Raw genomic sequence first — 18,812 nt, 5'->3', positions numbered from 1 at the left:
GGAGCGTCTCATCGGCATTGGGTTAACAGGCGGCGCAAGCTGCGCCGCGCGCGGAGTTGTTCGTTTGGGTTGGCATTACCATACTTCATCGCGGCATAGATTGCCAGAAACTGTGCGATGGCGGCGTGCGCCTCTTGTGTGGCCTTGCCCGCGGCCAGCCGGGCAGCATAACCGTGCGGGCCTTCATGCGGCGCACGGCTGTAGCCGCGCCGCGCCTGCTGGTGGCAAAATTGCGCGTACAGGATGTCGAGCGGATCGCCTTGCCGGGCTTGCCACCACCAGACCAGTACGCCCGCGAGGGCGCACAGCAGGGCCAATACGGCACAAGCGAGTGCCAGCTTTTTCGCTGGCACGTTTTTCAAGCCATCGAGGATGGCGCGCTGGCGTTGCGGCGAGGTGTCGAGCACCCAGCTGCTCCAGGCGTGCTCGGCTTGCTGCCATTGCTGGCGCCACGCGGCGACCGCCCCGTGCGCGCCGCCATCGAGGCCGGCCAGGGCGCGCCATGCCGTCAGCGGCGACGGGGCCGGCGGCAGGGCGGCATCAAGGTTGCGCTCCGTGCGCAGGGGCGCGACGGCGCTGGTGGGATCGATGCGCACCCAGCCCCGGCCCGCCAGCCACACTTCGCTCCAGGCATGGGCGTCTGACTGGCGCACGCTCAAGCTGTTGCCTGTCCCGTTGCGCAGGCCGCCCTGGTAGCCCGTGACGACGCGCGCGGGTATGCCCATGGCACGCATCAGCACGACAAAGCTGCCGGCGTAATGTTCGCAAAAGCCCGCCTGCGTGGTGAACAGGAAGTCATCGACGCCATGCTTGCCCAGCAGCGGTGGCTGCAAGGTGTAGCGGAAGGGCGCGCGGCGGAAGTGCTGCAACACGGCAGCGATGGCGTCGGCGGGCGCCAGCGCCTGCGCGCCATGGCCGCGCAATGCGCGGGCCCAGGCCACGCTGCGCGGATTGCTGCCAGCAGGCAAGGCTAGCCATGGCTGTTGCTGCGCGACCGACAAGCCTGCCTGCAGCCGGTAGCTGGGCTGGGAACTGGCGCGGTAACGCACGGTCGAAGTAATGGGTTGTACGGTCAGCACTTCCAGCGCGGACGACACGACGTAGGGATTGCCGGGCAAGCGCTCGATGCTGCGCGGCACATCGAGCGCGAAGATGCGCCGCTGGCCGCTCGCTTGCAACGTCACTTCGTACTGGCTGGGCTGGCCTTCCAGCGCGATGTCTATCCGGCTGTCGCCGGCAGGCGTGCGCCGGCCGGTGCCCCTGCGCGTCCAGGTGGCGCCATCGTAGTCGCCCAGCACCACGCCGCGCCAATACAACTGGTTTTGCGGCGGGATAGCTGTGCTGAAATCGGCAGTGAAGACGGGTTCGCTTGACAGGGCCAGCGAGGCGATGGCGCCCGGCTGCATGCTGTCGGACAAGCCTGTGCGCGCTTGCGCGCCTTCTTGTGCCGTCCCCCACAGGGGGCCGTCGATGCGTGGCACGGCAAGAAACATCACGGCCGACAGGGGAATGGCCAGCGCCAGCATGCGTCCCAGCAAGCCTAGCCTTTGCGCCAGGCGCGGTTGCACGGCGCCGTACTGGGCCGACAACAGGCAGGCCAGCAAGACGATGACGGTGGCCAGCATCCAGGCGGCGCTGAGGATGCCTTGCGCATGAAAGAAGTTTGCCAGCAGGAGGAAAAAACCGAGGAAGACAAAGACGAAGATGTCGCGCCGGCCATGCATTTCCAGCGATTTCAAGGCCAGCAGCAGGACCAGCATGGCCACGCCCGCATCGCGTCCCAGCAGCGTGCCATAGCTGGCGTAGACGGCGGCGATGCCCAGCAAAGCCAGCGGCGCGAGCACGGCTAGCTGCGGTTGGCGCCGGCCCCGCACGGTGATGATGGCGCGCCACAGCAGCGGCGCGGCAGCGGCGGCCGACAGCCACGGGGGCAGGTGCAGCGCGTGCGGCGCCAGCACCATGGCGGCGGCCAGCAACAGCAGCAGGATGTCGGCCTTGTCACGCGGCAAGTTGGCCAGCCATTGCCTCATGCCATGGCCTCATCCTGTGGCAAATCGTGCGGCACATCATGCAGGGCCAGCGCGCGCAGGCAGGCGTCGCGCTGGCTGGCGCCCAAGGCAGGCGCCAGAGTCAGCGTGCCCAGGTGCAAACCATACGGCAAGCCTGTGCGTTCCGCCTGCAGCACCCAGGCGGCCAGGCGCGACAGGCGCGCTTCCGGCGCCAGCGCGTGCAGGGCGGCATGATCGAACACGATGCTGCCACGGGCTGCGCCCGACTGTGCGTCGGCGGCAGGCTGGAATTGCTTGCTGAATAAATGCTCGCCATCATGCCGGGCGATCTGGCGCCAGGCCAGGCGGTGCAAGGGATCGCCGGGCTGGTAGGCGTGCACGCCCGCCAGTTCCAGGGCGCCGCCGGAGGAGCGTGATTGTTGTGTTTGCTGCGCCTGTTGCACCGTGCCGGCCGGCACGGGCAGCGGCGGCGCGTTCTGCTCGGGCTGCGGATATACGAGCAAGCGCGCTTCGGGTTGCCAATGGCACCAGGCAATAAACAGGCCCAGCGGGAAACTGCCGGACAGGCGCATGGAGGGCGCATCGAGCCAGCCGCGTTGCCGCGCCGCCACGACGATGCTGACGGCCGTTTCCCCGTGCGCGGCGATATCTGCCTGGCCGGGCGCTGCAGTGGAATTGATCACGGCCAGCCGGATCGCATGGCGCGGGCGCGTGCTGCGGTTGATCAGGCGCAAGGTGAACGTGGCCTGGCTGCCCGCGAACACGGGCTCACCCGGCGTGGCGGCCAGCGCCAGGCCCGCCAGGTTGCGGCTGGCAAACAGCATGTCGGCGATGGCGCAGGCGGCCGCGAAATACGTCAGCGCGTAGCCCAGGCCCAGATGGTAATTGACGGCGGCGATCCACAGCGCCAGCAGCAGCGCGGCAAAGGCCAGGCCCGCGCGCGAGGGACGGATGTGCACGCGCTGCGCGCCCAGCCAGGGGCGCGCCGGCAGCCATCGGATATTGCGCAGGCGCACGGCTGTCAGACGGGTGTCGCCAGCAGCAATTGCTGCAGCAGGCTGCGGCTGTCCGTGGACCCTTGCGCGGCATGCAGGCGGTGGGCGCAGACGGGAATGAGTACGGCTTGCACATCGTCGGGCGTGACGTAGTCGCGTCCGGCCAAGGCGGCCCAGGCGCGCGCCGCCTGCAGCAAGGCCAGCGCGGCGCGCGGGCTCAGGCCATCGGCAAACACGCCCGGCGCACGGGTGGCATGCACGAGGGCCAGCACGTAGTCGACGACGGCAGGCGAGGCGTGGATGGCGCGCAGGTCCGCTTGCGCCTGCAGCAATTCTTCCGCGTTCATCACGGCCGGCAAGGTTTGCAGCATGGCGCGGCGGTCGGCGCCCAGCAGCAGTTCCCGTTCGGCGGCCGCATCGGGGTAGCCCAGGGTGACGCACATGAGAAAACGGTCGAGCTGCGACTCGGGCAGGGGGAAGGTGCCCAGCTGGTGCGCGCAGTTTTGCGTGGCGATGACGAAAAAGGGCTGCGGCAGGGCGCGCGTGAGGCCATCGAGACTCACTTGCCGCTCTTCCATCGCTTCGAGCAAGCCCGATTGCGTCTTCGGCGTGGCGCGGTTGATCTCGTCGGCCAGCAGCACCTGGGTAAACAGGGGGCCAGGGTGGAAGATGAAGCTGCCACTGCCCCGGTCATACACGCTCATGCCGGCCACGTCGGCAGGCAACAGGTCGCTGGTAAATTGCTGGCGCTTCCATTGCAGGCCCAGCGAGATGGCCAGCGCGTGGGCCAGGGTCGTCTTGCCCACGCCGGGCACGTCTTCGATCAGCAGGTGGCCGCCTGCCAGCACGCAGGCGAGGGCCTGGCGGATCTGCAAGTGTTTGCCGACGAGAACTTCGCCGATCTGCCGTGCGGCCTGGTGTATTTTCGAAAACATGCTATTTCTATCACAGTAAGACGGATTATTTAATTTACAATCGCTTTGGCCAGGTCAAGCCGTGCCGCCCGCCCGTGCCGCGCACGTGGTAGATTAGTGCAGCGGCGGCACAGACCAGCCAGTGATTTTATGCGAGAACGCGCAGGGCGAACAGGAATGCCATGCAGTGTTCCAGTATGCACAGAGAATGGACAGAGACAGAGGTAACCAGTACAGCGCATGAGCACAGCCATTTATACCCATCCCGATTGCCAGCGCCATGAAATGGGCGACTGGCATCCCGAATCGCCGGCCCGCTTGCAGGCCATCAACGATCAATTGATCCTGGCGCATATCAGCGACCTGGTCGAGCACCGCGACGGCGTGCGTGCGCAATTGTCCGATATCGAGCGCAACCACAGCGCCACGGCCATCGGCCTCGTGCGCGACAACGTGCCGCCGGCGGGCGACTATTACCCGCTCGACGGCGACACCCTGCTCAACGCGCACAGCTACGACGCGGCGCTCGCGGCGGCAGGCTCGGCCGTGGCAGCCACGGATGCCGTCATCGACGGCGAGATCAGCAACGCCTTTTGCGCGATCCGCCCGCCTGGCCACCATGCGCGTCCCAGCGAACCCATGGGTTTTTGCCTGTTCAATAATATCGCCATCGCCGCCAAGCATGCGCTCGACGTGCGCGGGCTGGAACGGGTCGCCATCGTCGACTTCGATGTGCACCATGGCAATGGTACGGCCGAGTCCGTGGCGCACGACCCGCGCATCCTGATGGTCAGCTTTTTCCAGCACCCGTTCTATCCGTACAGCGACGTGGAATCGTATACGGACACGCGCGTCAACGTGCCCGTGCCGGCCCGCTCGAAAGGCGATGCCGTGCGCCAGCTGGTGCTCGACCATTGGTTGCCCGCGCTGCACCGGCAGCAGCCGCAGATGATTTTCATTTCCGCCGGTTTCGATGCCCACCGCGAAGACGACGTGGGCGGCATGGGCCTGGTGGAGGCCGACTACACGTGGATGACGCAGCAAATGATGGCCGTGGCCAGGCAGTATGGCAAGGGCCGCATCGTCAGCTGCCTGGAAGGGGGATACAACCTGTCGTCCCTGGGCCGCAGCGTGGCCGCGCATGTGAAGGCGCTGGCGGAGCTGTAAGGGGGCAGGGTTACTACAGCAAGGTGGGCCGGCTGCGGGAATTCGTGTGGCGGTGCGTCTGGTAGTCGAGCGCGTCGCCAGCCATGAAGCGGCGCCAGGCTTGCGTGTAGACGAGCGATGATTTATCCGCGTCGAAGCTGTCGAGCTGCAACATGTCGCGGTGGTGCTTGATTTCATTGACCAGCTGGTCATACAGCACTTGCAAGCCATAGCTGTCGGCGCTCTGGCGCTTCAACCGCTCTTCCAGCTGCGCCACTTGTCCCTGCAATTGCCGGCATTCTTTCTTCCAGTCATTGCGCGGCACGCGCTTGGGCGCCGTGCCCGTGTGTTCCATCATCATATCGAACTATCCCCATCGCATATTTCCCTGGCGGGAGCCAGCCTGGAAATAATTGCTTTTCATTTAAGAGGCGATATTAGAGCATACTTTTTTGTTTCTTTCAGTAAATATAAGAATCCATGTGGAAATAATTGACCTGGCTTTCCGGGCGCGCCTTACTGGCGCTGCGCCGCCTGCAAGGGCGCAGCCGGGGCGGCTCCGGCCATTTTGCCGTCGTCGGCGTAGGTCAGGGTCAGCAGGGTATTGTCGTCCCAATTCACGTCATGCAGCGGCGGCACATAGCGCTGCCGGTCTTCCGTGACGCGGATGTCCAGCGTGCGTTCGCCCGAGCGCGCCTGCACGGCAAGCAGCTTGCGGGCCACGGGAAACGGCACGTGGATCAGCGACGAGTGGCACGGTCCGCCCGCCAGGCGGAACAGGTTGCGCCGGACAAAGGACAATTCATCCTGCTCGACGGCCCAGCGGATTTCACATTCCAGGCGCAGGTCGCCCAGGCGGCGCACATTCTGTGGCAGGCCCGGCGTGTGGATGTCGGCGCGCCAGCGCAAGGTGTCGCGCTTCTTGTTGCTGATCAAGTCGGCATTCGCATCGTAGGCGGTCTTGTCGCGCGACAAGGTGAAGCCGCCGTCCGCCGCCAGCGGCACGGGGATCGACAGATTATCGGCCGACAGGTGCAGGGTCACGCCATCGAGCCTGGCCTGGGGCGTGGCGGGAATCAGCATGAAGCGCAGCGGCGCGCCCGGCGCCAGGCGCTGGTGGTCGGCATACGCATCGAGCCCCTTGAGCATGGTGCGGTAGGGACGCAGGTCGGGATCGCGCGTGCTTTGCACGTCGACGATCTGCTGCATTTCCTGGTTCGCCGCGTCGCCTGGTGCCGCCGGTTTTTCCTGGGCCATGGCAGGCAGCAGGCAGGCGTAAAGGGAGGCGAGGAGGCAAAAGCGGGAAAAGTGCATGGAATGCGTGTCAGGTTAAGCGTGCGATGGGGAACCGGCCAGGCTGGACGGACTGCGAATCTTATCATTCATGTAACTGCCAAATTATCACCAATTGTCTCGTTCGTGTCGCACGGCTGGCGCTGGCGGCGGAAAATGGGACGTCGTGGCGGCAACCACGTAAAATAGCGGATTGACCGAACGATTTTGAAAGCAAGAGCATGGCGATACAATGGTACCCAGGACACATGAACGCGGCCCGCAAGAAAGCGGCCGAGACCATGGAAAACACCGATCTGGTGATTGAAGTGGTGGACGCGCGCCTGCCGGCAGCCAGCTGCAATCCCATGGTGGACGAGCTGCGCCTGTTCCGCCAGCGCCCTTGCCTGAAAATCCTCAACAAGACCGACCTGGCCGATCCTGCCGCCACTGCCGCCTGGGTAGCGTATTTCAATGCCCAGGAAGGCGTGACCGCATATGCGATGACGACCAAGAAGCCGGGCGACGTGGCGCGCATTCCGGACCTGGCCAAATCGCTGGCGCCGCACCGCGGCGTGCCGACGAAGCCGCTGCGCATCATGATCATGGGCATCCCCAACGTGGGCAAATCGACCCTGATGAACGCGCTGCTGAAAAAGCGCGTGGCCAAGGTGGGCGACGAGCCGGCCGTCACCAAAATGCAGCAAAAGCTGTACCTGGACAAGAACACGATTTTGGTCGACACGCCCGGCATGCTGTGGCCAAAGATCGCCATCCCCAGCGACGGCCTGATGCTGGCGGCCAGCCACGCGATCGGCTCGAACGCGCTGATCGAAGAGGAAGTGGCCGTATTCCTGGCCGAGGAATTGCTCAAGCGCTACCCGGACTTGCTGGCAACCCGCTACGGCACCAAGGTCGATGAAGTCGACGCCATCGGCGTGGTCGAAGGCATCGCCGCCAAGCGCGGTTTCCGCATCAAGGGCGGCGACTACGATTTCGAGAAAGCGTCGCACACCCTGCTGCTCGACTACCGTAGCGGCATCCTCGGACGCATTTCGCTGGAAACGCCGGACACGCGCGCGGCCCTGCTGGCCCAGCACGCGGCCGAGATGGCGGAAAAAGCGGCCAAGGCAGCGGAGATCGCCGCCGAGAAGGCGAAGAATGCGGCGCGCGGCAAGCGCGGCACGTAAGTAAAAAAGCCGCTAGTTAGCGGCTTTTTTTTTAACCCAATAGCGACGACTGGGGTCGGACCCTGAGGGACTCGGCGTCCCCGTCCGACCCCGGCATTTCCGCGTTCGGGTTTCATTGGGCTGCGTTGCCAAACCTGAAACTGGTCACCGCCAGCGCCCCAAAGAAATCCTCCTCGTGGTACACCACCTGCGCCGCTTCCTGCTCGGCTGCGCCCAGCGCCACCATCAGCGGCAGCAGATGGTCTTCCTGCGGATGGGCCTGGCGCGCGCCCGGCGCCTGGTCCCAGGCCAGCAACTGCGCCAGCCTTTGTTCTGGCGGCAAGGCCATGGCCTGACGCAACCAGGCGTCGAACTGGTGCGAGGCGACGGCGCCCGCCTGGCCGAACTGGCGCAGGTTATGGTAAGACAGGCCGCTGCCGAGTATCAGCACGCCTTGCCGGCGCAGGCTGGCCAGCGCGCGGCCCACCTCGATGTGCGTGAGCGGGTCGTAGCCGTGTTTCAGCGACAGCTGCACCAGCGGCATGTCGGCCTGCGGGTAGATGGGGAACAGGGCGCTGAAGGTGCCGTGGTCGAAACCCCGCTCGTGGTCGAGGCGCGCCGGATGGCCAGCCGCGTCGAGCAACTGTTTGACCTGCGCCGCCAGTTCCGGTGCGCCGGGCGCCGGGTACTGGATCTGGTACGTATGCGGCGGAAAGCCCGAATAATCGTAGATCATGCCCGGCCGTGGGCTGGCCGAGACGAGAAATTGCGGCCCTTCCCAGTGTGCCGTGACCACCAGCACGGCTGTCGGCCGCGCGCCGATCTGGCGCGGAATATCCTGCAACGATGCTTCCAGCACGTCGTAGCGGCCGCCGAACTGGTCTTTCATGAACGGCCACGGGCCGCCGCCGTGCGACAGGAAATACGTGGGGAAGGTGTGCTCTTGCATGGCGGCTCCTGGGGGAATGGCTAACGATGGGACCATGATAGTCATGCGCAGTCAGTTGATCAAGATCGCTATTATTGATATATCATTTCCAATTTGTTGATGATTGGATAGTCATGGATACCTTGCGCAGCATGCGCGTGTTTCGCGCCGTCGTGGAGCTCGACAGTTTTGTGCGCGCCAGCGAGCGCCTCGATCTGTCGCCGGCCATGGTCAGCAAGCATGTGATGCACCTGGAGCGCCATCTGGGCGCGCGCCTGCTGAACCGCAGCAGCCGCCACCTGAGCCTGACGGAAATCGGCAAGGTGTATTTCGAACAGTGCCGCGACATGCTCGACAATCTCGACGAGGTGGAAGCGACGGTCGGCCGCACGACGGTGGTGCCGCGCGGCATGCTGCGTCTGAGCGCCCCCGTCTGGTTCGCCAACGCCATCTTTACGCGCACCCTGGCCGCCTACCGCGAACGCTTTCCGGAAGTCACGTTCGACATTGACCTCAGCGGCCGCGTGGTGAACCTGGTGGAAGAAGGTTTCGACCTGGCCCTGCGCGTGAGCCAGGCGCCGTCGCCGGCCCTGATCGCGCGGCCCATCGGCAGCATCGAATTCCACCTGGTGGCCGCGCCCGCCTACCTGGCGCGCGCGGGCCACCCGCACCTGCCGCAGGACCTGGCGCGGCACGCCATGATCAGCTATTCCTTGTTGGCAAACGGCAATGAACTGGCCTTCGACGGGGCACAGGGGCGCGAGACGGTGAAGTTCTCGCCCGTCCTGCAATGCAATAACGAAAGCCTGCTGCACGCGGCCGCGCTCGACGGCATGGGCATCGCGCTGCTGCCGTCGTGGCAGACGGATGCGGACCTGGCGGCGGGGCGGCTGGTGCGCCTCTTCGATGATTTCAAGCTGGCGGGCGGCAGCGTGTATGCCGTCTACACGAGCCGCCGCTACCTGTCGTCGAAGGTGCGTACCTTCATCGACTTTCTCGCCGATGAAGGGCGCCTGGGGAGTTGATTACGCGAGCGAGCGCTTGACGTCGATCAGCGCGAACAGGCGCGCGCTGCGCATCCATGCCAGCACCAGCGCCGCCAGCTGCGTCACCAAGAAGCCGGCCACGATGGCCAGCGGGCCGGGCGCCGCCAGGTTCAGGCGCGCCACGCCCAGCAGCGCATACAGCGCCAGTCCCAGCACGGTGATGACGAGGTAGATGGCCAGGCTGGCCAGCGGACGCCGGCGCAGCATGCCGAGGCCCCGCCACCATGCCTTGACGGCCGAGGTGCGGCGACGGTCGACGGCCAGGGCCGCGCGGCCGGCGTCGAGCGTGGCGCAGGCCAGCAGGAACAGCAAACCCGTCAACAGCAAGGCCAGGTGACGGGCCAGGTCCGCATCGGCTTCCAGGATGGCTTTCGCCGCGTGCTTGTCGGCCAGTTTCAGCGCGCCGGCGCCGATCGTCAGCGCCAGGCCCAGCGGCACGATGCTCCACAGCAGCATGCGCAGCATGCGGCCGTATTCGCTGAAGGCGCCCGTCAGCAGGGGACCGAAGCCGGGTGGCGCAGGCGCGCGCGCGGCCGTCACCACCAGGCCGCTCAGCAGCGGCGACAGCAGCAAGGCCAGCACGATGCCCGTGATGGCGGCCTGGCTGATGGCGGCGCCGTTGCGTCCCGCATTGGCCACCAGGTCGGCCAGGGTCATCAGGTCGAGCCTGTGCGCCAGGGCCGCCGCATGCACGGCGTTATCGAGGCTGGCGCTCAAGGTGCGCCAGAGGGGAATGACGGCAAGGATGGGGGGGATCAGCAGCAGGCCGGTCCACAGCAGCAGCAAGCGCCATTGCAGGGCGGCGCGGCTGGCGCGCGTGGTCAGGGTCAGGCCGCTGGCCCGTGTCGTGGAAGTGGCGCTCATACGATGGCAATCAGGGAAAGGAGGTATTGGAAGGCGGCCGCAAGGTCGAAGCTCCAGCGCTGCGAGGCGGATTTGTCTGCCTTCAGGGTGCGGCTGTCATCGAGCTTGTTGACGTCGAGATAGTGCACGCGGTCGGGGTCCAGTTCGGCCGAGACGGCCTTCACGGGCTTGCTCCAGGTGTAGCGCTGCCACAGCTGCTCGTTATCCCACACCACGCGTTCGGAGCTGCCGTCGGCGAATTTCACCAGCAGCACCTGCGGCACGGGCGCGCCGCGGCGGCGCAGGACCACGCTGGTCAGGTAGGGATACGGTCCCGTGCCCGGCTTGGCGTCCGGATGCGCCTTGTCCCACGCATCGCGTACCTTTTTTTCCTCTTTTTCCAGCGCTTCGGCCGTATGCTCCACGCGTTTGCCGTTCACCAGCGCCATGCCGGCCAGCGGCGTCTGCTCTTCGCTGGTGAAGGTGCCGATGCGGTCGTCGATATTCGCGCTGGCATAGACTTGCTGCGCGAAGACCTGTTCCACGATGCGCCGCTGGCCCGTCGCCTCGGCCAGCGTTTCGCGCAGGTCGGCCACGCTCGGGTGGCGGAATTTCCACTGTTCGTAGTAGGCCTTGAAGCCCCGTTCCATGGCTTCGCTGCCGATGCGCGCTTCCAGGTCGCGCATGGTGATGGCCGTGCGGCTGTAGACGGGCCCCACGCCCTGCAGGCGGTCCCACGCATTCTGGCCCAGCGGATCTGCCGCATCCTGGCGCGGTGCGGCCATGCGCTCGAATTCGAAGACCTTGAAGACGGGATCGAAACCCAGGCGCTTGAGCAGGGGCGTGGTGGCGTGGATGTGCTGGCCGCGCGCGCGCAGCATGCGCTGGTCCCAGTACTCGTTCAAGCCTTCGTCGAGGAGGGGTTCCTCGAACTCGTTCGACGCCAGGATGCCGTAGAAATAGCCATGGCCGAATTCATGGATGGTGACGAAATCGAGGCCGAATTCGGGTATGGTCTTCGGCTGCAGGTTGGCGTAGCTCGAGGCCGTGATGAAGGTCGGATATTCCATGCCGCCCGCTTCGGCCGCATTGAACGGCGGGATCACCACCGTCAGGGTCTTGTACGGATACGGGCCCAGGGTGCGCGAGAAATACGTGAGCGAATCCTTGGCCGCCTGCAGCGCCGGCGCCGCGTTCGATGCGTATTCGGGCGGGTACAGCACCTTGATGGCCACCGGCGGACTGCCGGGGCCGCTCCAGCTGCCCGTCAGTGGCTGCGCGCTGCGCTTGTCGGCCGTCCAGGCGAAATCGTGCACGTCGCCCTGCACATAGTGATGCGTGAGCATGCCGTTCTTTTCCTGCGGCGCGCCTTGCAGCTCGCCCGTGGCGCCCACCGTGTACTCCTTGGGCACGGTCAGCTTCACGTCATAGTTGCCGAAATCGGCGTAGAACTCCGAATTGAGGTGGAATTCATGCGCATTCCAGCGCGGTGCGGTGGCGCCACGTTCGCCGGGCAATTCCAGCACCGCGATCTTGGGGAACCACTGCCCCACCAGGTGGAAGCTGCCGAAATAGCCGGTGCGCGCGATGACGCGCGGCAGCTGGTCGAAGAAGCGGATGTCGAGCGTCGTCTCGGCGCCCGGCGCGACGGCCTGCGGCAAGTCGACGCGCACCACGGTGCGGTCGGTGGCCGGGCCGTTGTCGGGCTGGACGAAATGCCAGGGCGCCTTGGCGCCGTTCTGCGTCATACTGCGCAGTTCGATGTAGCCCCACTCGCCGTCGCGCGTGTCGACGCCCGAGCGGAAGCCCGTATCGAGCTTGCGCTTCTCGGTGAAGAAGGTCGAATGCTCGCCTTCGAACGCGTTCAGGTACAGGTGCAGGTAGACGCTGCTGACGGCTTGTGCGCTGCGGTTGCGCCAGCGTAGTTTCTGCTGGCCGTCGATGGTGTGCTTGACGGGATCGAGCGTCGCTTCGATCTGATAATCGACCACGCGGTCCGACAGGGTCGCTTGCGCGCCCGTGCGCGCACCGCCCCAGGCGTTGCTGGCGCTGGGCGTGCTGACGGCCGACGCGTGCGGCGACGCCAGGGCGATGCCGTCGGCGGACGGCGCCAGCGGCGTGGGCGCGCTGGCCGGCTTGCCTTGGCCCGGCTGGGCGAACAGGTCGGCCTGCAGGGCCAGGCCGGCCAGCAGCAGGGCGGCGATGGAGAGGGCTTTGAGCTTGCCCGAGATGGGGAAAAAACCAATGCTGCGGCGCGTGCCGCGGGGACTTGGCGGCCCCTGGCGCGTTGTGCTACGACTTTCCATGCGTGACTCCCACAGTGACTTCTTATTGTTGATTTTTAAATGCAGTCGGCTGCGCCCAGGATCGCCGGGCGCAGCTTAATATACCTACAAAAATGCCAAATCACCAATAAAATATTGGCATAAGGAAAGTACCATCGGGCCGGCGCTTGCGGCGCCGCGCGCCGTGCGTATAATGATTCGCTTTTGCCGTCCCCCCGTCCCACCAGCGTGCGTCCGCGCCGCGATGACGCCTCAAGCCTGCCGCCATGATGCCTGCCCCTCCCGTCCTGACCATTGCCGCGCGCGCCTTGCTGCTGTGCGCCCTGGCCATGCCGGCGTGCGCGCAGGATGGCGTGGATGGCGGCGCGGCCGGCGTCACGCATGGCGACTTGTCCGCCGAGCTGGCGCAGGGCGGCCAGCACAGCGTGCGCGGCGCCTTGTCGCGCGAGCAGGGCGGCATGACGCTCGATGTGGCCATGGACGGACTGCGCAATGGCAATTACCGCGATGGCAGCGTGTTTCACCAGCGCGGCTTCAACGGCGGCGCGGAATGGAAGGTGCGGCAGGGCCGCTTCGGCTTCAGCGCCGACCAGCTGAACCAGGACACCAGCTATCCCGCGCCCGAGGCGCCGTTCCTGGCCATGCTGGCGGCCCGCCCGGAAGACCTGTACCGCTATGAAGTGCGGCGCGCCAGCGCCTTCGTGCAGCGCTATGTGGGCAGTTTCGAGCTGGGCGTGGAACTGTCGCAGCGGGAAAAGCGCGCCACGGCCCACTATGCGGGCGAGGAGGGCAGCAGCGAATCGAGATACAGCAGCCGCCGCCGGCAGCTGGCGCCGCGCCTGCGCCATTACGGCAAGGTGGGCGGCGTGGGCACGGATACGGAAGTGGGCCTGGACCTGATGCAGTGGCAGCGGCGCTCGGGCAGCGATGGCGATGGGCAGCGCCGCCAGTATTCGCGCGCGCTGCTGCTGCGCGAGGAGCTGGCCTTCGGTGGCCTGTATGCGCCGCGCCTGTTGCTGGGACTGCGGCATGAACAGTTCCAGCTCGATCCTGCCGACATGCCCGCCGGCGGCAGCGACTGGGAAAACCAGAATGCCTGGGACGTGCAGGGCAGCCTGCAATTGCGCCCTCAACTGAGCGTGTACGCCAAGGCCGCGCGCAGCTACCGCATCGACGACGATGGCTATACCCGCGCCGGCTACCGCCCCCTGGCGGGACAGCTGCGGCGCGAAATGGAAGTGGGCGCCACCTTCGGCGACGCGGCGCGCAGCGCTTCCGTGCGCGTGTTCAGCGAGCGCCTGAGCAACCAGATCGTTTTCGACCAGAGCCTGGGCCAGCTGGGCTTTGCGGGCAACCTCGACCCCTCGCGCCGCGACGGCATCGCCATCGAGGCCAGCATGGCGCTGGCGCGCGACTGGCGCCTCGACGGGCAACTGCGGCAAGTGCATGCGCGCTATGACGATTACGCCTATGACGGCCCGGATATCGCCCTCGTGCCGAAAACCCTGGCCAGCCTGCGCCTGTACTGGACAGGGCAGGCCGGCGCCAGTGCCGACATGGGCGTGCAATGGCTGCGCGCGCTGCGCTACGGTCCCGATTTCGCCAACAGCTGCCTGGCGCAAGTGCCCGCGTTTGGCACCGTGGACGGGCGCTATGTGCGCAAGCTGGGCGCCTGGGAGCTGGAACTGGCCGGCAGCAACCTGGCCAACCGCCGCCATTACGGCGATGCGCCCGGCTGCCGCTCCAGCATTTATCTCAAGGATGCGCGCCAGCTGCGCGTGTCGGCGCGCTACCATTTTTGAGGCGCGGGCGCGGCGGGGCTTAAATGCGGCTTAAGCGGGCGCAAACCGGGGCGATAAAGACGGTTTTTTTCCGCCCGGGCTTCATCGCCCGGCGCAAAAAGTGGTAATCTCGCCCCGTTCACGACCATTTATGATGAAGGATTATTATGCGTTTTCTGCGTTTCTTGCGTCCCCTGCTTGCCGCCGTCACCCTGGTGGCGGCCACCGGCGGCGCCATGGCGGCCGATACCGGCTTTACCACGCTCCCGACGCCAGTGCGCACGGACACGGGCAAGAAGGTGGAAGTGGTCGAGTACTTCATGTATTCCTGCCCGCATTGCTACGCGCTCGATCCGCTGATGCACGACTGGGTCAAGAAGCAGGGCGACAAGATCGCCTTCCGCCGCATCCACCTGGCCTTCAATGGCCCGAAGGATCCGCAGGCGCACGCCTATGCCACCCTGGAAGCGATGGGCCAGCTGGACCAGTTCCACGACAAGATCTTCCGCGCCATCCACGTCGAGCGCAACCGCCTGAACCGCGATGACGCGATCCTCGACCTGCTGGTCAAGAACGGCATCGACAAGGCGAAATACCTGGACATGTTCAATTCCTTCGGCGTGCAGACCAAGCTGAAACGCAATGAACAGCTGATCACCGCCAGCAAGATCGACAGCGCGCCGACCATCGTCATCGATGGCCGTTTCGTGACGTCGCCGGCGCAGCTGTCGCGTCCGGGGCAGTCCGAGCCGCAGACCCAGACAGCGACCCTGCGCGTGATGGATGAACTGGTGGCGCGCGTGCTGAAAGAGCGCGCCCCGGCGCCAGCGAAGAAGTAAGCGGAGCGCATCATGAAACAGCTGCCCTGGACCTTGTGCGCACTGGCTCTTGCCCTCGTGGCGTGGCTGGCGATTGCCGTCGTCAGCGTGGAAAACCAGCGCAATGCGCTGGTCACCAAGGTGTGCGTGGACCCCGCGTTCAAGAACGAGGTCGACGCGAAATGCCTGGCGTCCGTGCAGTCGCGCGAGCACTGGTGGCAGCACTTGACTTACGCCATGACGCACTTCAGGAACTGAAGGTGTTTGCATACAGAACCCGCCATGCGCGGGTTTTTTTTCGTCCGCGTATGATGGAACCACAACTATCGAGGAGGAACGATGAAGGAAGTGATCTTGATTACCGGTAGCAGCCGCGGCATCGGCGCGGCGACGGCACAGTTGGCGGCGCGCCAGGGCTATGCCGTGTGCATCAATTATGTGCGCGATGCGCAGGCGGCCGACGCGCTGTGCGCGCGCATCGTGGCCGATGGGGGCGAAGCCATCGCCGTGCAGGCCGACGTCAGCGACGCGCAAGACGTGGAACGGCTGTTTGCGGAAGTCGATGCGCGCCTGGGGACGCTCACGGCGCTGGTCAACAATGTGGGCGTGCTGGAGCAGAAATGCCGGCTGGCCGATATCTCCGTGCAGCGCCTGGAACGCGTGCTGCGCACCAACGTGATCAGTTATTTCCTGTGCTGCCAGCAGGCCGTGCGGCGCATGTCGACGGCCAACGGCGGGCAGGGCGGGCGCATCGTGAATGTCTCGTCGGCAGCCGCGCGCCTCGGCTCCCCGGGCGAATACATCGATTACGCGGCCTCGAAAGGCGCCGTCGATACCCTGACCCTCGGCCTGGCGAAGGAAGTGGCGGCCGAGGGCATCCGCGTCAACGGCGTGCGGCCTGGCATCATCTATACGGAGATCCACGCTTCCGGCGGCGAACCGGGACGGGTGGCGCGCCTGGCGTCCGGCGTGCCGATGCAGCGGGGCGGCCAGCCGGAAGAAATCGCCGACGCCATCCTGTACCTGTTGGGCCCGGGCGCCAGCTATGTGACGGGCAGCATCCTCGACGTGGCGGGCGGGCGCTGATTTTCCACGCATTTTCAACTCATTCTCAACTACTGCAATCAAGTGATTCAAGCGCGGGGCCAATTATCAAATAGGGCAAGCGAGTCCAGAATGGCGGGGTGCCATTGCAGCAGGCACACCGATCAACCCACCTGGATTCATTATGCCCGCACCTGTTCTTGCCCCCGCCATCCTGGCCCTTTCTCTGCTGGCCGCCGCGCCCGCCCAATCCGCCACGCACCTGCCCATGCCGGCCCACCTGGCCGGCGCCGCTTCCACCGACAAGGTGGTACTGGCGGCGCGCCGCTATGCCGCGTTCTGGCAAAGCGGCGATCCGGCCCTGGCGCGCCAGGCGCTGGCCGACGATTTTATTGACCGCAGCTTGCCCGCCGGGCGTGCGCAGGGATTGGCCGGTCCGCTGCAGGCATCTGACGTGTTTCATGCGGCCGTGCCGGATTTGCAGGTGGCCATCGAGGAGATGCTGGTGGCCGGCGACCGGGTCAGCCTGCGCCTGCATTTCACGGGGCGCTTCACGGGCGTCTTCCCCACGCCGCAGGGACCCTTGCAGGGACAGGGGCAAACCATCGATTTCCATGCCTTCGATCTGTACCAGGTCAATGCGCAGGGCCGCATCAGCGACAACTGGCACCTGGAAGATAATCTGACCCTGCTGCGCCAGCTGGGAGTGCTGGCGCCTTGATGACGGCCCGTTAGCCTTGCGCCGGCAGGGCCGCGAACTGCTGCAGCAGGAATTCGATCAGCAGGGCCACGCGCGGCGGCTGGAAGCGGCTGCGCCGGTACAGCAGGTTCAGGGGAACGCTGTCGCCGAAGTAATCGTCGAGCACCGTCTGCAGGCGTCCGGCGGACAGGTCGCCGCCGATGTCGAGCAGGGATTTGTAGGCATAGCCATGGCCGGCCACGGCCCAGCGGCGGATGATTTCGCCGTCGTTGCTGTGCCAGGCGCCCTGCGGGCGCAGGCTATGGCGCTTGCCATCCTCGCGGTAGCGCCACTCCTGCGGCGCGCCGTCACCCGCCGTGAGCACGAGTGTCGGCAGCATCGCCAGGGCGCGCGGCGTGGCCGGCAGGCCCACTTTGGCGGCCAGCGCGGGCGCCACGCACACGACGCGCCGGCCAGGGTGCAGCAAACGCGCCACCATGTCGCTGTCGGGCAGCTCGCCATAGCGGATGGCCAGGTCGATGTCGTCCTGCAGCAGCCTGGCCGTGGCGTCCGTCAAGGTCAGCGCATGGCGCACCTGCGGGTGCTGGGCGGCAAAACGGTCGAGCATGGGCAGCAGCAGCTGGCGGCCGATGTCGGACGGCGCCGAGATGCGCACCACGCCGCGCACGCCGGCGCCGCCTGCGTGCAAGCCGTCTTCGGCCTGCGCCAGCAAGTCCAGTGCCTGCTCGCTGTAATGGCGGTAGTGCAAACCCTCTTCCGTCAGGCGCAGCTGGCGCGTGGTGCGCTCGAACAGAGTGACACCCAGCGCCGTTTCCAGGCGCGCGATGGCGGCGCTGGCGGCGGCCGGCGACAGGCCGTGCTTGCGGCCCGCTGCGGAAAAACTGCCCAGCACCGCGGCGTCGAGGAACAGGGCGATTTCCGCCAGGCGCCCGGCGCCGCCGCTGCGGATCATGCCGGGTGCGCGGCCGCGGGCTTCGGCGCCGGCGCAGAATGGGGCGTGATCACCACGGTGCAAGTGGTGCCGGCCACCAGCAATTGCCCTTTCGGCTGCTCGTCGATGTGGATGCGCACGGGCACGCGCTGCGCCAGGCGCACCCAGTTGAAGGTGGGATTGACGTCGGCCAGCAGTTCGCGGCCCGTGGCGGCGTCGCGGTCGGTGATGCCGCGCGCGATGCTTTCGATATGGCCATGCAGGGTGCCGCCGCTCATCAGATTCATTTCCGCCTTGTCGTCCTGCGCCAGCATGCCCAGCTTGGTCTCTTCGAAATAGCCGACGACGTAGTACGAGGCGCTGTCGATGACGGCCAGCTTGGCCGCGCCGACGGCGGCGAAATCGCCCTTGTGCACGTTCAGGTTCGTCACGTAGCCGCTGACGGGGGCGCGCACGGTGGTGCGTTCCAGGTTCAATTGCGCCAGCGCGCGCGCGGCCACGGCGGCCTGCACCTGCGACGAGGCCGAGCTGGCGGCAAAGGCCGCGCTTTCGCGGCTTTCCGTCGAGATGATGCTGGCGTCAAGGCCTGCACGGCGCTGGGCTTCCTTGCCACGGCGGCCCTGTTCCGTCCTTTGCGCGGCCAGTACGGCGTCGGCCTGCGCCAGTGCGCTCGTGTAGCGTTCCTTGTCGACGACGAACAGCACGTCGCCTTTTTGCACCACCTGGTTGTCGCGCACCAGCACGTCCGTGACGGTGCCGGCCACGTCGGCGCTGATGTTGACGATGTCGGCCTTGATGCGTCCGTCGCGCGTCCACGGCGACTCCATGTAGCGGTCCCAGACGGTCTTGCCTATCCACAGCGCGGCGGCCAGGAGCAGCAAGGTGATTGCATAGCGGGTCAGTTTGCTTACCATGTCGGCAGCCTTTCCTT

General features: G+C 66.2%; 18 protein-coding genes. 8 read left to right on the top strand and 10 right to left on the bottom strand.

From position 1 onward, the window contains the following. Positions 1-8 precede the first annotated feature (8 nt). The 3 genes from CSQ92_RS20110 to CSQ92_RS20100 are packed head-to-tail and all read right to left on the bottom strand — an operon-like array spanning position 9 to position 3,939. Positions 9-2,030 (bottom strand): transglutaminase TgpA family protein, encoded by a 2,022-nt coding sequence (locus CSQ92_RS20110; RefSeq protein WP_099395187.1) that lies wholly within the window; start codon positions 2,028-2,030, stop codon positions 9-11. Next, a complete protein-coding gene (locus tag CSQ92_RS20105; protein ID WP_099395186.1) occupies positions 2,027-3,025 on the bottom strand; it encodes a DUF58 domain-containing protein in 999 nt (332 codons plus the stop codon). Before CSQ92_RS20105 ends, CSQ92_RS20110 begins: the two co-directional genes overlap by 4 nt. Before the next feature lie 5 nt (positions 3,026-3,030). Continuing rightward, a complete protein-coding gene (locus CSQ92_RS20100; RefSeq protein WP_099395185.1) occupies positions 3,031-3,939 on the bottom strand; it encodes an AAA family ATPase in 909 nt (302 codons plus the stop codon). Positions 3,940-4,158: 219 nt separating this feature from the next. Between CSQ92_RS20100 and CSQ92_RS20095 the strand changes: the two genes are divergently transcribed. Next, complete coding sequence (locus CSQ92_RS20095) at positions 4,159-5,085, top strand: histone deacetylase family protein (protein WP_034782036.1); 927 nt, start codon at positions 4,159-4,161, stop codon at positions 5,083-5,085. A gap of 13 nt (positions 5,086-5,098) precedes the next feature. Here the strand turns inward: CSQ92_RS20095 and CSQ92_RS20090 are convergent, their stop codons facing one another. Together CSQ92_RS20090 and CSQ92_RS20085 are read right to left on the bottom strand one after the other, a co-directional pair. Continuing rightward, positions 5,099-5,425: a hypothetical protein gene (locus CSQ92_RS20090; RefSeq protein ID WP_070257584.1), complete on the bottom strand. Its 327-nt coding sequence runs from the start codon at positions 5,423-5,425 to the stop codon at positions 5,099-5,101. Between the two features lie 155 nt (positions 5,426-5,580). Further along, positions 5,581-6,378 (bottom strand): hypothetical protein, encoded by a 798-nt coding sequence (locus CSQ92_RS20085; protein WP_099395184.1) that lies wholly within the window; start codon positions 6,376-6,378, stop codon positions 5,581-5,583. Between the two features lie 227 nt (positions 6,379-6,605). Here CSQ92_RS20085 and ylqF point away from each other — a divergent pair, with 227 nt between their 5' ends. Continuing rightward, complete coding sequence (gene ylqF / locus CSQ92_RS20080; RefSeq protein WP_035825692.1) at positions 6,606-7,526, top strand: ribosome biogenesis GTPase YlqF; 921 nt, start codon at positions 6,606-6,608, stop codon at positions 7,524-7,526. A gap of 112 nt (positions 7,527-7,638) precedes the next feature. On the opposite strand, the gene CSQ92_RS20075 is transcribed toward ylqF, so the two are convergent. After that, positions 7,639-8,454, bottom strand: coding sequence for a DODA-type extradiol aromatic ring-opening family dioxygenase (locus tag CSQ92_RS20075; protein ID WP_099395183.1), 816 nt, complete (start codon positions 8,452-8,454; stop codon positions 7,639-7,641). A gap of 113 nt (positions 8,455-8,567) precedes the next feature. On the opposite strand from CSQ92_RS20075, the gene CSQ92_RS20070 reads away from it, so the two are divergent. After that, complete coding sequence (locus CSQ92_RS20070; RefSeq protein WP_099395182.1) at positions 8,568-9,458, top strand: LysR family transcriptional regulator; 891 nt, start codon at positions 8,568-8,570, stop codon at positions 9,456-9,458. Here the strand turns inward: CSQ92_RS20070 and CSQ92_RS20065 are convergent, their stop codons facing one another. Next, on the bottom strand, positions 9,459-10,343 hold the full coding sequence (locus tag CSQ92_RS20065) for a hypothetical protein (RefSeq protein WP_099395181.1): 885 nt from the start codon (positions 10,341-10,343) through the stop codon (positions 9,459-9,461). Further along, positions 10,340-12,628 (bottom strand): M1 family metallopeptidase, encoded by a 2,289-nt coding sequence (locus tag CSQ92_RS20060; RefSeq protein ID WP_180277072.1) that lies wholly within the window; start codon positions 12,626-12,628, stop codon positions 10,340-10,342. The genes CSQ92_RS20065 and CSQ92_RS20060 overlap by 4 nt, the downstream gene beginning before the upstream one ends. 245 nt (positions 12,629-12,873) lie before the next feature. Here CSQ92_RS20060 and CSQ92_RS20055 point away from each other — a divergent pair, with 245 nt between their 5' ends. From CSQ92_RS20055 to CSQ92_RS20035, 5 genes are all read left to right on the top strand, one after another. Further along, positions 12,874-14,409: a TonB-dependent receptor domain-containing protein gene (locus CSQ92_RS20055; protein WP_099395180.1), complete on the top strand. Its 1,536-nt coding sequence runs from the start codon at positions 12,874-12,876 to the stop codon at positions 14,407-14,409. Positions 14,410-14,555: 146 nt separating this feature from the next. Beyond that, the gene (locus CSQ92_RS20050; protein ID WP_034782052.1) at positions 14,556-15,227 is read left to right on the top strand and encodes a thiol:disulfide interchange protein DsbA/DsbL; all 672 of its coding nucleotides are present in this window, start codon (positions 14,556-14,558) and stop codon (positions 15,225-15,227) included. A gap of 12 nt (positions 15,228-15,239) precedes the next feature. Then, a complete protein-coding gene (locus tag CSQ92_RS20045; RefSeq protein ID WP_099395179.1) occupies positions 15,240-15,464 on the top strand; it encodes a hypothetical protein in 225 nt (74 codons plus the stop codon). An 81-nt stretch (positions 15,465-15,545) separates the two neighbouring features. Further along, positions 15,546-16,292 (top strand): SDR family oxidoreductase, encoded by a 747-nt coding sequence (locus CSQ92_RS20040; protein ID WP_099395178.1) that lies wholly within the window; start codon positions 15,546-15,548, stop codon positions 16,290-16,292. Between the two features lie 142 nt (positions 16,293-16,434). Next, a complete protein-coding gene (locus tag CSQ92_RS20035; protein WP_099395177.1) occupies positions 16,435-16,971 on the top strand; it encodes an ester cyclase in 537 nt (178 codons plus the stop codon). A gap of 10 nt (positions 16,972-16,981) precedes the next feature. On the opposite strand, the gene CSQ92_RS20030 is transcribed toward CSQ92_RS20035, so the two are convergent. Both CSQ92_RS20030 and CSQ92_RS20025 read right to left on the bottom strand, forming a co-directional pair. Then, a complete protein-coding gene (locus CSQ92_RS20030; protein ID WP_099395176.1) occupies positions 16,982-17,902 on the bottom strand; it encodes a LysR substrate-binding domain-containing protein in 921 nt (306 codons plus the stop codon). Next, on the bottom strand, positions 17,899-18,795 hold the full coding sequence (locus CSQ92_RS20025; RefSeq protein ID WP_034782060.1) for an efflux RND transporter periplasmic adaptor subunit: 897 nt from the start codon (positions 18,793-18,795) through the stop codon (positions 17,899-17,901). Before CSQ92_RS20025 ends, CSQ92_RS20030 begins: the two co-directional genes overlap by 4 nt. Positions 18,796-18,812: the final 17 nt, after the last annotated feature.

The organism is Janthinobacterium sp. BJB446, assembly GCF_002735655.1.
Lineage (GTDB): Bacteria > Pseudomonadota > Gammaproteobacteria > Burkholderiales > Burkholderiaceae_D > Janthinobacterium > Janthinobacterium lividum.
Note: the sequence above shows the minus strand (reverse complement) of the source record. Positions and strands in the feature narration are given on the sequence as shown.